We start from the raw sequence: 14,250 nt of genomic DNA on the forward strand, positions 1-14,250 counted from the left end.
AGGGAGGTAATTTATGAGGATTAGTAAAAAGGTATTGGCGTTAGGTATTTCAGCATTACTGTTAAGTGTTAGTTTTCCAACATCAATAAACGCACTAGATAAGATTGAAAATATTCAAGGAGTAGATAAATATGAAACAGCTGGGCTTATTTCAGATAAGCAAGATTTTACAACAGCAGTTCTTATCAATGCAGACTCTACAATGGTAGATGGGATTGCTGCAAGTGGTCTTGCAGGAGTAAATAATGCAGCTATTTTATTAACTAATAAGGATGATATACCAGAAGCAACGCTTCAAAGACTGAATAGAGTTACTAAGATATATGTAATAGGTGGAGAAAATTCTATAAGTAAAGATGTAGAAAAAATGTTACTTATGAGAAGAATGCAAGTTATAAGAATTGATGGTGTAGATAGAGTAGATACAAGTTATAAAATTGCAGGCGAAATAGAAAAAATTAAAAACAGTGATAAGATGTTTTTAGTAAATGGATTTAAGGATGAAGCTGATGCAGTAAGTGTTGCATCTGTTGCTTATAGAGATGGAGCTCCTATAATATTGACAAAAGATATACCTTCAGCAGAAGAAGACACAGACTTAGACCCATGGTTTGGAGTTTCTCCTGTTCCAGTATATGCTATTGGAGGAGAGTCTACATTAAGTGATTACATAGTGAGCAGATATAGAGCAACTAGAATTGGCGGTGTTGATAGATATCAAACTAATAAAAATGTTATTGAAAAGTTCTATAATGGAGCAAAAGAGTTCTATATAACAAGTGGAGACGATTTAGTTTATGCTTTAGTTGCATCACCACTTGCAAAAAATGCTCCTGTTGTTTTAGTTTCAAATAAAAGTGATAAGAGTATATTAAGTGGAGCTAGTAAAGTAACAGCAATAGGTATAAGTGATAAGAGTATTATAGAGCAATGTTTGGATGCTGTAAAGAAGTAATGGAGTGTTATTAGTAAAATGAATATACACATTGAAAATTAGTAGATTGTTCATTTTATAATGGTATAAAATATATGGGAAGAGGCTATCAAATGGAGATAAGCCTCTTTTTCATTGTTAAAATTATGAAAAGATACTTTATTTTATATAAAAAAGTATCTTATGAACTAAATGTCTATTTTGAGACACTATCTACTTTTCTTATATTATATTATTTTTTATATGGAATAAATTTCATAAGTATTATCTTCCTTTAATTTTTCTAACCAAACCATCTCTAAAATATCTAGTTCTTCTAAATAATCTTTCTCTGTTTTGTTATCATCATGTTTTATAAGTTCTAAAACTTCAAATATAAATGCTTTTTCACCATATTTTTTCCATTCATTATTTAATTCTTTTATCATACATGAGCCAGCACCAAGCTGAAATTTGAGAGAGTTAAATTTGCTTTTTATGTCATTACTTTTTCCAAGGTAAATCTTTTTAGTAATATCATTTTTTATTATGAATACACCTATGTCAAATTTCATTTCTTTGTATAATTGTTTTAATTCACGTTTTCTATCCATGATTTTAGATACCTCTCTTTATAATTGATATGTAATATGTAAGTGTAAAAATATATTACATATAAATTATAAAGAGATTAATTTTATATGTAAATAGTTTTTATAAATTTAATTATGAATTAGTCATCAATAAACAAGAAATTTAGCTGTAGAAATCCATTATAAAGGCTATTATAAATTTTAATATGCTAAAAATATAAAAAGAATAGTTGACAGTGTAGAAAATATGGAATAAACTAAAAGTGTAATAGTAATATGAAATTATATATTACATTGAAAGGTGTGAATGATTATTATGAATAAAAAAATAGAATTAATAGGGAACTTTGCAAGTGATTGGATTAGGTATAGTGATTATGAATATAAAATTACTGAAGAAGATGAATTATATATAGTTCCAACAGAAGATGCTGTGTTTACCATGTATAACCCATTTGATGTAGCAGATGATATAATAGTAGATATAATTCGCATAGGACAAGAGGCATTACAAGATATATCAAAAGAGACAAAAGAAATGAAACTAAAGAAAGAAGTACTTGAATTTGTAAAAAAGTATGGATTATTGGGTTTAATATATTCAAGTGTATATAATAGAGATATAGTTGGAGAAGAAAGAGTACTGATGATTGAAAAGAATTATATTACAAAAGAGAATATATTGAGTACAGATGAATATGTAAACATGTTTATACCATTTGCAAGTGATGAAGATGTGTATTTTAAAAAGTATAGAAGGGGTATAGATGTATCAAAGAGAGAAGAATCTCCAAAGTTTTTTGGAAAGAGACCATTGATTTTAGATTTAGTATTTTCAAAGTTCTACACTGAACAACTAGATTGGATTGTAAGTTTTGCTAAAGATATGTGTAAGCATTTTAATCAAATTTGTGTATATAAAAATACATCTAATCTATTAACTGAAAGTGTTACTATTATGTCTGGAGGGTTTAATCCTCAAAAGATAGGATTTTCTATAAGCCAATTAGATAAACCAATTATTGCATGGGAGTTTGATTCTTTGAAAACAGCTATTGAGACTATCTATGCCTTTGCAATTACAAGTGAACCTTCTTCTTTAAATAAATGCAAGTACTGTGGTAAAATTTATATTCCTACAAATTCTAAATCTCAATACTGTTCACCTTCTTGTAGAAATTGCTCAAATGTAAAGAAAAGTAGAAGTAGAGCCAAAAAAGATAAATAAAATTAATAAATATATCATTGTTTAGATTTTAGTAAATAACTACTGAATTAAAAGTTGTTATAGAAAATTATATATCTAAATGATGGTATTTTTTTTGTTGAGAAAATTGAAAAGTTTAATTGAGATAGTAATTTTGAGTTGACAAAAACCACTTTTAACACTACTATTATAAGTGGTTGGCAAAATAATATATACTAATTTAAGTATAGCGTAAAAAACAAAAAAAGTCAATGGAAAAAATAAAAAAGGAGAATTTAAAAATGATATCACCTATTATTTTGAGTTCTATAAATCAGAATTTAAAGGAAATAGAAAGAAATGAACTGCTTGAAACTAATATAGAATCTGGAGATTATGGTCTAGCTCTTTCTGAATCTGATGTAAAAGATATAATAAATTCGAGAGATAATACTTTAAAGGGGTATGGAAGAATAGAATTAGATATAAAAGTTACAAAACAGTTAATAGAAAATATATATACATCACAATATACAAATGTGGACAATTATTTAGAGGCTATTAATGATATGCAAGAAATTTTTTATTATTTAAAAAATGAAACTGATGACAAGATATGTGATGATGAGATTATAGAAATACTGGGTGAATTTTATGAAAAATTTTCAGGCAATATGGACAATGTAAGAGGAGAAGCAGACGAATTTGCAAAGAAATTTAAATTTGGAGAAGTTTAATATATGATAAGAGAGATTTTGTATGTTAAATAATTTAAGTAATATTAATATAAACGAAAATAATTTAATAAAGAACCAATATTCCATATCTCTACTTAAGGAATGTCTAAATTGTAAAGTGATAGATGAAAGAGAAGTATATAATATACAACAAGAAATATCTCTAATACTTATGGATTTGATTAAAAAATATACAAATGGTCAAAGCACATCAGTAAAAACAGAAGTTGCCGAAAAACTGTTGATTTCAATATGGTATGCTATTGATGCATATATAAATAAGCTTGGAGATATAGAAAAAAGAGTTGTGGAGTTGACTGCTAAGAATGTTAAAAAGGTGTACCTTGGAGGCATTGAAATATTAGAGGAAGAGTTAGTTAGGCTAAAAGATTTTTATAAACTAATGATGAGTAGAAAATTGGATACTAATTCAATAGCATATAATGATACCTTGATGGAGTTATCAAGTTTCTTTAAAAGTTATATTGTAAAATTTGAAGCTCAGGACGTTCCAGTAAGTATAGATTATCCATTGGCACTAGATGATATGGATGTTAAGGGTATTTATTATGTGAAGAATTATATTGAGAGTATAGATATAGAAAATAGATTTTGTAACCTATTTAAGAAAAAAGATAGAGAAAAATTATTTTATGACTATGGGGTGACTTATAAAATAGATTGTGATGTTGTACTTGTAAATTTATTTGAACTTATTATAAATAATTGTATTTTTTCTACTATTTTAGGAAATGAAGTGACTAATTTAGAAATTTCAAAATATGAGTATGAATTTTTAGAAAAACAATTTAAAAATATGTACAATAATATTACTGAAGATGAAGTTATAGGCTCTGAAGAAAGTAATATAATTGAATTGATTGAAGTAGATGATAGTTTTAACACTGAAGTAGATAGTAATTTGGATTATAATGATTTTGAAGAAATTAACAGAGAAATTAGAATAAATAAAAAAATAACTTTACTACTTATGGAAGCAATTGAAGTATTAATAAAAAGATTAAGCATAGAAGATGAAGATGTAATAAGATATATTAAAAAATATGAAAAGATATTTATTGAATCTGTGCTAAGCTCAATAAAAAGTAACACTTTTAAAAGTATGGTAACTGTGAGTAAAAATAAAAAGGAACACTTAGAAGATTATATTGTTGATGATGAAAGTAAATTGGATGATGAATCGTTTAGAGAGATATTCAATGAGATATTAGATAGTACATCTATAATTGAAAAAATAAGAATAATAAAGGAAAATATCAATGCTAAAAAAGACTTTATCGATATTCTTGAATCTGAATGTTTATTTGGAGAAGAGTATTTAATGTTGTTTGCATCATTAAGTGAATTAGAATTGGCAATATTGGGTAGTGTAGTATTTTATGAAGATATTAGAATGAGAGAAATTAATATATTAGAATTTATGTTAAATGAGAAAACTGAAACTACTTTATGGAAGATAGAGTACATTAAATTTATGAAGAGGCAAAGTGAAGATAAGATATACTCCATAGAAGAGCATATGAATAAAATTAATTAACAAAAAATTGTGAATAAATAGAATGTTAGTATATAATATAATCTGTAAAGCATATCAAAAATACATATATTTGGAGGAAAATTATGAAAGAGTATATCATAAATAATGTTGAAGAAATAAGAGAAGAATTAATTGATTTATCTAAGAAAATATGGGAAAATCCAGAATTAGCCTTTGAAGAAAAGTATGCAAGTAGCATTCAAAAAGAATACCTAAAGTCAAAAGGATTTAAAATTGAAGAAGTAGAAAATTTACCTACTGGATTTATAGCAAGTTTTGGAGAGGGTAAACCTGTGATTGGCATACTTGGAGAATATGATGCTTTACCAGAGCTATCACAATGTGTAAGTGCAGAAAGAAAGCCATTGGTAGAAGGAAAAGCTGGACATGGATGTGGGCATAACCTGTTGGGTGTAGCAGGTGTAGGAGCAGTTGTTTCTATAAAAAAATTAATAGAAGAAAATAAATTTAATGGAACAATAAAATATTTTGGTTGTCCTGCTGAAGAAGAAGGTGGAGGAAAGACAGTTATGTGTATAAATGGCTGTTTTGATGATGTAGATTGTGCATTTACATGGCATCCTTTTGATATAAATGCACCTTGGAGAGGTGGAAGTCTGGCAAACTTATCTGTAAAATTTAAATTTAAAGGGATAACAGCCCATGCAGCTCAAGCTCCTCATAATGGTAGAAGCGCACTTGATGCTGTTGAAATTATGAATGTTGGAGCTAATTATTTGAGAGAACATGTTATTGACTCTATAAGAATGCACTATGTTATAACTAATGGTGGTGGAAGACCTAATGTAGTTCCTGGATTTGCTGAAAGTTGGTACTTTATTAGAGGTAAAAAAGCAAAGGATGCAGAACACGTTCTTGATAGATTAATAAAAGTAGCTCAAGGAGCAGCAATGATGACAGAAACTGAAATGGAGTATAAGGTTACAGATGGAATATATGACTATATACCAAACCAATGTTTGACTGATTTAGTTTATGACAATATGGTTTTTGTTGGTTGCCCTAAAAATACTCCTGAAGAAGAAGAATTTGCAAAAAAGTTGTGTGATACTCTTACTAGAGAAGAAAGATTAGGTGTAGCAACATCATTACAAAATGATAAATCTATTGTAGAAAGCTATATACACAAGGAAATAGTTGACGGTGACAAAGATAAAGGACTAGCTGGTTCTACTGATGTTGGAGATGTAAGTTATGTAATACCAGTGGCTCAATTTGCAATGGCAGCTTGGCCTGTTGGAATTGCAAGTCATACATGGCAGTCATGTTCATCAGCAGGTTCAAATATAGGATTTTCTGCTATGATAAATTCAGCTAAAGTACTGGCTTGTAGTGCTTATGATGTATTTATGGATACTAAAATTATTGATGAAGCAAAAATTGAATTTGATAAATCATTAGATGGACAAAAATTTAAACCATTGGTATAATTTTGGTAATAAAATATTTCTGGGGGGAATAGCTATGAGAGAAAAAGTTGAAAAAGTGCTTGAGGAAAAGATAAAACCAGTATTACAAAGAGATGGTGGAGATGTAGAGCTTATAGATGTAAATGAAAATGGTGTGGTTTTAGTTAGACTACAAGGGGCATGTAGTGGGTGTCCAGGAGCGACTATGACAATCAAAGCTATTATTGAAAATGTTTTGGTGAGTGAAGTTCCAGGAGTAACTCAAGTATTAGGTGTTTAATAGTTAGCGTTTATTAAATGTATGTTATACATAAGTATTTAATAAAGAAGTAAAAAAAATAGTGAAGCAATATATATGAAAAAGTATGAGAAAGATAATAAAACATTATAGAAATAATGAAATATTTCATATGTATATGAAGAAATAAGAAAAAATAGTGAAGCAATATATATATGAAAAAGTATGAGAAAGATAATAAAACATTTATAGAAATAATGGAATATTTCATATATACATATGAAAAAATAGTAAAACAATATATATATGAAAAAGTGTGAGAAAATAATAAAATACTATAGAAATAATTAAATATTCTATATAGGTATTAAGAAACATGAAAGAAATAATGGAGTATTATAAATAAATATGTAAAAGTGTGAAAGAAGGATGTAGATAAATTTGTCTTATACAAATTTACCTACAGTATTTCTTACACACTTTTTATTTTACTATCCAGCCATACCAATAAACATACCTATAAAATATGGAACTAACCATATAGTCCATACAACTATACTAAACTTATGAAAGAATTTTTTCTTTTCCTCATCATCTTTGTATAGGACAAAAGTAGCCCAACTTGCATGAAAAAGCATAAGTACAATTGCAAGAAGACCTGTAATACTATGAAGGTTTTGTGATAAAGCAGATTTTACTTCAAAAGTATGGCTGTTGGCTATGTTACTCATTGTAAATGTTCCTAAAGTATCAAATATAAAACCAAGCCAAAATATAATTACATGTTTCTTTTTTAAAATTTTTGCCTTTCTTTCTCCAAATACACCTATAGTGTAGAAAATTAAAGCTGATGTTATAAATACTATTGCAAGTATTAATTTATAATTCATAATTATCTCTCCTTTACTTTTGCCAATATATTTCTAAGATTTTTTACTAAGTCACTCAATTCGTTTTCATCACAATTTTTAAAAATATCATCAAAACTTTCTTGCATTTTAATTTTAAAATTTGTGGCAAATTCAAATCCTGTTGTTGTAAACTTAACGTATGTATTTCTTTTATCATTAGATTTCTTGAATTTTTCTATATATCCAATCTGTTCTAATCTGCTGATTATGCCTGAAACCGTACCTTTAGCTAAAGACATTTCATCACATAGTTGTGATATTGTAAGTTCTTGATTATGAGCTATCAGTTTTATAATTATAATCTGTTGGTGTGTTAATCCATTTTCTTTAAAATTTTCTTCTACTGTGTACATAGTTTTAGAATAAAGTTCTTTTAAGAGCATGGCTATTCTAAAACAGTCATAATTACTTTTCAATAAAATCACCTCTTAAATGGTTTGCATACAAACTAATATAATATACTTTTCTTATATAGTCAACCTAAAATTTTATAATTTTATAGAAAATAATGAAGAATAGAATATAAAAATTTTATTTTAGGTATAAATAAAATAATTTGATGAAATTTTAACAATTTTTAAAAAGTTTGTTTACACAGTTAATAAATGATGCTAAAATTAACTCATAGATAAATATAGAAAATTTAATTTTGTTTAATGATAATGGAACCACGAAGGTTTTAACGTTACTTTACGTTTGCTTTTATGTGGTTTTTTTTATTGCAACAAAGGGGGGTTGGGGTTTGTTAAAGGATATATTGAAAAAGTTGTTGCAGTTTATTTTAGTAATGTTTTTATTATCTTTTATTGTTTTTTACATGGCAAGACTTGCTCCAGGAGACCCATTAATCTCTTACTATGGGGATGGAGTAGAAAGAATGAGTACACAAGAAAAAGAAAATGCTATGAAAAAACTTGGTTTGGATGAACCAATATACAGTCAATATATAAAATGGATTTCAAATGCATCAAAAGGGGAATTTGGAATTTCATTTAAATATAAACAAAATGTTACTTCTGTTATAAATGATGTCTATATAAACACTATAATATTAGGTGGTTCAGGATATATACTTACCTTTGTGCTAGCCTTATTGTTAGGAATATTTTGTACATTACATGAAGATAAGCTCATTGATAGAATCATATGCAAATTAGGAACAATAACCAACTGTATTCCATCATTTTGGGTTGCCTTAGTACTCATACTTATATTTAGTATAAACTTAAGTATACTTCCAAGTAGTGGTGCTTATTCAATGGGAGAAGAGTCCAGTATATTAAGTAGGATATCACATCTAATCTTACCTCTTACAGTACTTATATTAAGCCATCTATGGTATTACACATATATGATAAGAAATAAATTACTAGAGGAAATAAGAGAAGATTATGTGCTTTTATGTAAAGCAAAAGGTTTAAATAATAGAACTATTGTTTTTAAGCATTGCCTGAGAAATATAATGCCATCATATATTAGTATAATGGCCATTTCGATACCTCATATACTAGGAGGAACTTATGTAGTTGAAAAAGTTTTTTCTTATCCTGGGTTAGGAACACTTTGTTTTGAAAGTGCAAAGTATCATGATTATAATATGTTATTAGTTTTATGCTTAATAACAGGGGCTTTAGTAGTATTTGGGAATATGTTAGCTCAAATTATAAACAATAAAATAGACCCTAGAATGAAATATGATAGAGGTGATACTAATGAAGCCACAATATAGTGATTTTGAAATTGTAGGAGAAAATTATATTTTAGTAGCAGAAGATGAACATATAGAAACAAAGAAAACCTTATCTAAAAAAATTAAAGAATTACCATATATATCAATTATTATTTTATCAATCATAGTCATTGGAAGTGTATTCTCATCTTTTATAATGACACATGAACCAACATACATGGATTTAGCAAGTTCTAATTTAGCTCCAAATAAAACTTTTTTATTTGGAACAGACTCAATGGGTAGAGATATATATTCTATGATATGGTATGGAGGAAAAATATCTTTATTTATAGGACTATTTTCCACTGTAATATCAACTGTTATAGGAATTGTTTATGGTAGTATAAGTGGTTCAGCATCTGAACTCGTAGATGATGCAATGATGAGGTTTACAGAAATCATACTTAGTATACCTTCAATATTAATTATAATATTTGTACAAGCTATACTTGGAAATTCAAATCCAGTATCTATGTCCATAGTAATAGGGATAACAAGTTGGATGAATATATCTAAGATAGTGAGAACAGAAGTTAGACAAATAAGAAATAGCGAATACATACTAGCAGCTAAGAGCATGGGAGGAGGATTCTTCTATGTATTAAAGCAACATTTACTTCCAAATTTTGTGGCATCAATAATGTTCATGGTTGTAACAAACATAGGCGCAGCTATTGGTACTGAATCGACACTTAGCTTTTTAGGAATTGGTTTACCAATAGAAATTGTTTCTTGGGGAAGTATGTTATCTTTGTCAGAGGAAGCATTACTTTCAAATAGATGGTGGATTATACTGATTCCGGGTATATTTTTGGTTACAACATTGGTGTGTATAACAAATATAGGTAATTATATAAGAAAGAATAATAATAAAAAATCTAGTAATTTATAAATCAGCATTTGAGTACTAAATAAGCAAATACTGAGGTATTTGAAATATCTATTTAAATAAATGGGGTCAAAGCTTTGAAAAATATTTTATAAAAAGCAAAAGGGGGAGCATCATGAAATTAAAGAAGTTAAAAGTTTTAAGTTTAGTAATGATACTTAGTCTAATGGCAGGTTGTTCTAGTGGAGGAGACAAAGATAAGAAGGCAGATACGCCTAAAGATGGAAAGGTACTTGTTTATGGAAGTAATGACTATACAAGTATAAATCCTGCACTATATGAACATGGAGAAATAAATTCGTTAATATTTAATGGATTAACAGCTCATGATGAAAATAATAAGGTGGTTCCTTGTCTAGCAAAGGACTGGAAATTTGATGAGGCAACAAATACATATACTTTTAATTTAAGAGATGATGTTAAGTGGCATGATGGAGAGAAATTTACAGCAAATGATGTTAAGTTTACAATAGAAACTATAATGAATCCAGATAATGCTTCTGAGATAGCATCAAATTATGAAGATATAACAAAAATTGATGTGGTTAATGATAATACTATAAAAATTACTTTAAAAGCTCCAAATACAGCAATGCTTGATTATTTAACAGTAGGAGTATTACCAAAACATGCTTTGGAAGGTAAGGATATAGCTACTGATGAATTTAATCAAAAACCAATAGGTACTGGACCATTTAAACTTGAAAAATGGGACAAAGGTCAAAGTATAACACTTGTTAAGAATAGTGATTATTTTGTAAAAGAACCAGGATTAGATAAAGTAGTCTTTAAGATTGTTCCAGATGATAAGGCTAAGGCAATGCAATTAAAATCAGGAGAATTAGACCTAGCTCAAATAACTCCTAAAGATATGTCTAACTTTGAAAAAGACGAAAAGAATTTTAAAGTAAATATAATGAAAACAGCCGACTATAGAGGTATATTATACAATTTTAATTCTAAATTCTTTAAAGATAAAAAAGCTAAAGGATTACCAAATGCTTTAAGCTATGCAATAGATAGAAAAGCAATAGTTGACAGTGTATTATTAGGACATGGTGTACCAGCATATTCACCTTTACAAATGGGACCATATAATAATCCTGATATAGAAAAGTTTGAATATAATCCAGAAAAAGCTAAACAAGAAATTGAAAAGCTAGGTTGGAAATTAGGTTCTGATGGAATCTATGAAAAAGAAGGTACTAAGTTAGCTTTCGAGATAACAGCAGGTGAGAGTGACCAAGTTAGAGTTGATATGGCTAAAATATGTGCACAACAGTTAAAAGAAATTGGTGTTGATGCTAAAGCTGTTGTTGTAACTGAAACAGATTGGGCTAATCAAGATGCTCATTTAATAGGTTGGGGAAGTCCATTTGACCCAGATGACCATACATATAAAGTATTTGGAACAGATAAAGGTGCAAATTACAGTGCTTACTCTAATCCTACTATAGATAAAATACTTCAAAAAGCAAGAGAAACAGAAGATAAAGATGAAAAATTAAAGTTATATAAACAATTCCAAGTAGAAATGACTAAGGATATGCCTTATACATTTATTGCTTATATAGATGCAATATATGTTGGAAAACCAAACATAAAAGGATTAACACCTGATACAGTTTTAGGTCATCATGGTGTAGGTATATTCTGGAACATAGCTGACTGGACAATTGAATAATACTGAAATTAATTAGAAACCTTAGGGATAAAAATATATCCCTAAGGTTTGAATAGCATAGGGGTTGATGGTTTTTGGAACATTTATTGGAGGTTAATAATCTATCTGTAAGTTTTAAAGTAGAAGAAGGAGAAGTTCAGGCTGTAAGAAATGTATCTTTTAATCTAAAAAAAGGTGAGACATTGGCTATAGTTGGAGAATCTGGTTGTGGGAAATCTGTACTGTGTAAGAGTTTGATGAGGATACTCCCATACAATGGATATATTAAAAATGGAGAGGTTTTACTTAAATCAAGTGATTTGGTTAAGAAGTCTGAAAAAGAGATGGAAGATATAAGAGGAAAGAATATATCAATGATATTTCAAGACCCTATGACATCTCTCAATCCAACTATATCAATAGGAAAGCAAATTGCAGAAGCTGTAATCATTCATCAAGGTATAAGTAAAAGTGAAGCAAAAAAGAGAGCCATAGAGCTTATTGAATTGGTTGGAATTGATAATCCTGAGAAAAGATTTAAACAATTTCCACATCATTTTTCAGGTGGAATGAGACAACGTATAGTAATAGCTATAGCACTTGCCTGTAATCCAGATGTATTGATTGCTGATGAACCTACAACTGCTTTAGATGTAACTATACAAGCTCAAATAATTGATTTAATAAAGGATTTACAACATAAAATAGGTTTGTCAATAATATTTATAACTCATGATTTAGGAGTAGTTGCAACTATAGCTGATAGAATAGCAGTTATGTATGCAGGAAAGATTGTAGAAATAGGAACTGTAGAGGATATATTTTATGACCCTAGACATCCATATACTTGGGGGTTGTTGGGTTCATTACCTACTTTAGATTCGCAGGATGACTATTTATATAATATACCTGGAATGCCTCCAAATTTATTGAACCCACCAAAAGGAGATGCTTTTGCAATAAGGAATAAAAATGCACTTAAGATAGATTATGAAAAAGAGCCACCAATGTTTAAAATTAATGATACACATAGTGCAGCAACTTGGTTATTGCACCCAGATGCACCTGAAGTAGATGTACCAGTTAGAGTAAATTGTGGAAGGGTGATTTCTAATGAATAGAGAAAAAATACTGGAAATAAAAAACTTAAAGCAATATTTTCATTTGGACAAAAGTACTACTGTAAAAGCAGTTGATGATATAAGTTTTGATATATATAAGGGTGAGATATTTGGATTGGTAGGAGAGTCGGGTTCAGGAAAATCTACAACTGGTAAAACTATAATAAGACTACATGAATCTACTGGTGGAGAAGTAATTTACAAAGGAAATTGCATATCAGATAAAAAAACGTACAAATTTATAAAAAAAGATGTAAACAAAAGTATGCAGATTATTTTTCAAGATTCTACTTCATCATTAAATCCACGTATGACAATTGCAGATATAATTTCAGAGCCACTAAAAATTCAAGGTATCTGTAAAAATAAAACAGATAGAATGAATAAAGTATATGAGATGCTAAAGCTAGTAGGACTTGATAGAAGTTATGCAAATAAGTATCCATCTGATTTTTCAGGTGGACAAAGACAGCGTATTGGCATAGCACGAGCTCTTTCAGTAGACCCAGAATTTATAATAGCTGATGAGCCTATAGCTTCTTTGGATGTGTCTATACAAGCACAAATAGTAAATTTATTTAAAAAGTTGCAACAAGAAAAGAATTTAACTTGTTTATTTATAGCTCATGATTTATCTATGGTGAGACATATTAGTGACCGTATAGGAGTTATGTATAATGGAAAATTAGTAGAATTGGCAGATTCAAATGAATTGTATAATAATCCTATTCATCCATATACAAAATCACTACTTTCTGCAATTCCTGTTCCTGACCCTAGATATGCTAAGTCAAGAAATAGAATAGAGTATAATTCTAATGGATATGATTGTTCAAATGAAAAGTTATTAAGTTGGATTGAGGTTTCAGATGGACATTTTGTATATTCTTCTAAATCAGACATAAATAAATACCAACAAAATTTAAAAGTTGTTTAGTATAAAAATACTTGAACAGGTATTTATTTGAAATACAAACTAAAACCCTATTTTTGGAGAAATTTTAAAACTACTCCAAAATAGGGTTTTTTATTTCTACTTTTCAAATATAATAAATTCAAATATAATAAAATTAAAAACAAGTAAAGTATGTTGTTAAGAAAGTACTATAAAATTAAAAATAGTAATGTAGAAAAAATGAGCAATAATCTTATTTTTTCTACAATAATTTTCTATAATTTAAAGTAAGGAAAGTTTGATAAATTATAACCTTAGTTAAAGAATAAGAGTTTATTAAAAAATAAAGTGTGTATAGGGGTTTTAGTTAATAAAATACTATAA

General features: G+C 28.1%; 14 protein-coding genes. 11 read left to right on the top strand and 3 right to left on the bottom strand.

What is annotated here, in order from left to right; all coding sequences use genetic code 11:
* Positions 1-13 precede the first annotated feature (13 nt).
* The gene (locus tag CDIF1296T_RS05100) at positions 14-955 is read left to right on the top strand and encodes a cell wall-binding protein Cwp25 (protein WP_004454223.1); all 942 of its coding nucleotides are present in this window, start codon (positions 14-16) and stop codon (positions 953-955) included.
* A 218-nt stretch (positions 956-1,173) separates the two neighbouring features.
* Here CDIF1296T_RS05100 and CDIF1296T_RS05105 read toward each other — a convergent pair whose 3' ends face one another.
* On the bottom strand, positions 1,174-1,527 hold the full coding sequence (locus CDIF1296T_RS05105; RefSeq protein WP_009895873.1) for a GIY-YIG nuclease family protein: 354 nt from the start codon (positions 1,525-1,527) through the stop codon (positions 1,174-1,176).
* Between the two features lie 295 nt (positions 1,528-1,822).
* On the opposite strand from CDIF1296T_RS05105, the gene CDIF1296T_RS05110 reads away from it, so the two are divergent.
* From CDIF1296T_RS05110 to CDIF1296T_RS05130, 5 genes are all read left to right on the top strand, one after another.
* A complete protein-coding gene (locus CDIF1296T_RS05110) occupies positions 1,823-2,734 on the top strand; it encodes a hypothetical protein (RefSeq protein ID WP_009892805.1) in 912 nt (303 codons plus the stop codon).
* A 260-nt stretch (positions 2,735-2,994) separates the two neighbouring features.
* Positions 2,995-3,429, top strand: coding sequence for a DUF6323 family protein (locus CDIF1296T_RS05115; RefSeq protein ID WP_009888657.1), 435 nt, complete (start codon positions 2,995-2,997; stop codon positions 3,427-3,429).
* Positions 3,430-3,451: 22 nt separating this feature from the next.
* Positions 3,452-4,987 (top strand): DUF6179 domain-containing protein, encoded by a 1,536-nt coding sequence (locus CDIF1296T_RS05120; RefSeq protein WP_009895874.1) that lies wholly within the window; start codon positions 3,452-3,454, stop codon positions 4,985-4,987.
* A gap of 83 nt (positions 4,988-5,070) precedes the next feature.
* Positions 5,071-6,438, top strand: coding sequence for a M20 family metallopeptidase (locus CDIF1296T_RS05125; RefSeq protein WP_004453606.1), 1,368 nt, complete (start codon positions 5,071-5,073; stop codon positions 6,436-6,438).
* A 34-nt stretch (positions 6,439-6,472) separates the two neighbouring features.
* The gene (locus CDIF1296T_RS05130) at positions 6,473-6,697 is read left to right on the top strand and encodes a NifU family protein (protein WP_009888660.1); all 225 of its coding nucleotides are present in this window, start codon (positions 6,473-6,475) and stop codon (positions 6,695-6,697) included.
* Between the two features lie 449 nt (positions 6,698-7,146).
* On the opposite strand, the gene CDIF1296T_RS05135 is transcribed toward CDIF1296T_RS05130, so the two are convergent.
* The gene (locus CDIF1296T_RS05135) at positions 7,147-7,545 is read right to left on the bottom strand and encodes an HsmA family protein (RefSeq protein WP_004453603.1); all 399 of its coding nucleotides are present in this window, start codon (positions 7,543-7,545) and stop codon (positions 7,147-7,149) included.
* Between the two features lie 2 nt (positions 7,546-7,547).
* A complete protein-coding gene (locus CDIF1296T_RS05140) occupies positions 7,548-7,982 on the bottom strand; it encodes a MarR family winged helix-turn-helix transcriptional regulator (RefSeq protein ID WP_018112773.1) in 435 nt (144 codons plus the stop codon).
* A 326-nt stretch (positions 7,983-8,308) separates the two neighbouring features.
* Here CDIF1296T_RS05140 and CDIF1296T_RS05145 point away from each other — a divergent pair, with 326 nt between their 5' ends.
* The 5 genes from CDIF1296T_RS05145 to CDIF1296T_RS05165 all read left to right on the top strand — a co-directional run bounded on the left by CDIF1296T_RS05145 (position 8,309) and on the right by CDIF1296T_RS05165 (position 13,908).
* On the top strand, positions 8,309-9,295 hold the full coding sequence (locus tag CDIF1296T_RS05145; RefSeq protein WP_009895878.1) for an ABC transporter permease: 987 nt from the start codon (positions 8,309-8,311) through the stop codon (positions 9,293-9,295).
* Positions 9,279-10,190 carry an ABC transporter permease gene (locus CDIF1296T_RS05150; RefSeq protein WP_009888669.1) on the top strand — a complete coding sequence of 304 codons (912 nt, stop codon included), beginning with the start codon at positions 9,279-9,281 and terminating at the stop codon, positions 10,188-10,190. The genes CDIF1296T_RS05145 and CDIF1296T_RS05150 overlap by 17 nt, the downstream gene beginning before the upstream one ends.
* Positions 10,191-10,302: 112 nt before the next feature.
* Entirely contained in the window at positions 10,303-11,871 is a 1,569-nt protein-coding gene (locus CDIF1296T_RS05155; protein ID WP_004454209.1) for an ABC transporter substrate-binding protein, read from the top strand.
* Positions 11,872-11,945: 74 nt separating this feature from the next.
* A complete protein-coding gene (locus tag CDIF1296T_RS05160; RefSeq protein ID WP_004454207.1) occupies positions 11,946-12,971 on the top strand; it encodes an ABC transporter ATP-binding protein in 1,026 nt (341 codons plus the stop codon).
* Positions 12,964-13,908, top strand: a complete 945-nt coding sequence (locus CDIF1296T_RS05165) for an ABC transporter ATP-binding protein (RefSeq protein WP_009895881.1) — start codon at positions 12,964-12,966, stop codon at positions 13,906-13,908. The genes CDIF1296T_RS05160 and CDIF1296T_RS05165 overlap by 8 nt, the downstream gene beginning before the upstream one ends.
* The last annotated feature ends 342 nt before the right edge of the window (positions 13,909-14,250 follow it).

This window comes from Clostridioides difficile ATCC 9689 = DSM 1296 (assembly GCF_001077535.1).
Lineage (GTDB): Bacteria > Bacillota > Clostridia > Peptostreptococcales > Peptostreptococcaceae > Clostridioides > Clostridioides difficile.

Excerpts from the sequence above, each read along its gene's own strand:
- CDIF1296T_RS05120 (WP_009895874.1), top strand. The coding sequence starts at position 3,452 with ATGTTAAATAATTTAAGTAATATTAATATAAACGAAAATAATTTAATA.
- CDIF1296T_RS05100 (WP_004454223.1), top strand. The coding sequence starts at position 14 with ATGAGGATTAGTAAAAAGGTATTGGCGTTAGGTATTTCAGCATTACTG.
- CDIF1296T_RS05165 (WP_009895881.1), top strand. The coding sequence starts at position 12,964 with ATGAATAGAGAAAAAATACTGGAAATAAAAAACTTAAAGCAATATTTT.
- CDIF1296T_RS05135 (WP_004453603.1), bottom strand. The coding sequence starts at position 7,545 with ATGAATTATAAATTAATACTTGCAATAGTATTTATAACATCAGCTTTA.
- CDIF1296T_RS05105 (WP_009895873.1), bottom strand. The coding sequence starts at position 1,527 with ATGGATAGAAAACGTGAATTAAAACAATTATACAAAGAAATGAAATTT.
- CDIF1296T_RS05150 (WP_009888669.1), top strand. The coding sequence starts at position 9,279 with ATGAAGCCACAATATAGTGATTTTGAAATTGTAGGAGAAAATTATATT.
- CDIF1296T_RS05125 (WP_004453606.1), top strand. The coding sequence starts at position 5,071 with ATGAAAGAGTATATCATAAATAATGTTGAAGAAATAAGAGAAGAATTA.
- CDIF1296T_RS05115 (WP_009888657.1), top strand. The coding sequence starts at position 2,995 with ATGATATCACCTATTATTTTGAGTTCTATAAATCAGAATTTAAAGGAA.
- CDIF1296T_RS05155 (WP_004454209.1), top strand. The coding sequence starts at position 10,303 with ATGAAATTAAAGAAGTTAAAAGTTTTAAGTTTAGTAATGATACTTAGT.
- CDIF1296T_RS05110 (WP_009892805.1), top strand. The coding sequence starts at position 1,823 with ATGAATAAAAAAATAGAATTAATAGGGAACTTTGCAAGTGATTGGATT.
- CDIF1296T_RS05130 (WP_009888660.1), top strand. The coding sequence starts at position 6,473 with ATGAGAGAAAAAGTTGAAAAAGTGCTTGAGGAAAAGATAAAACCAGTA.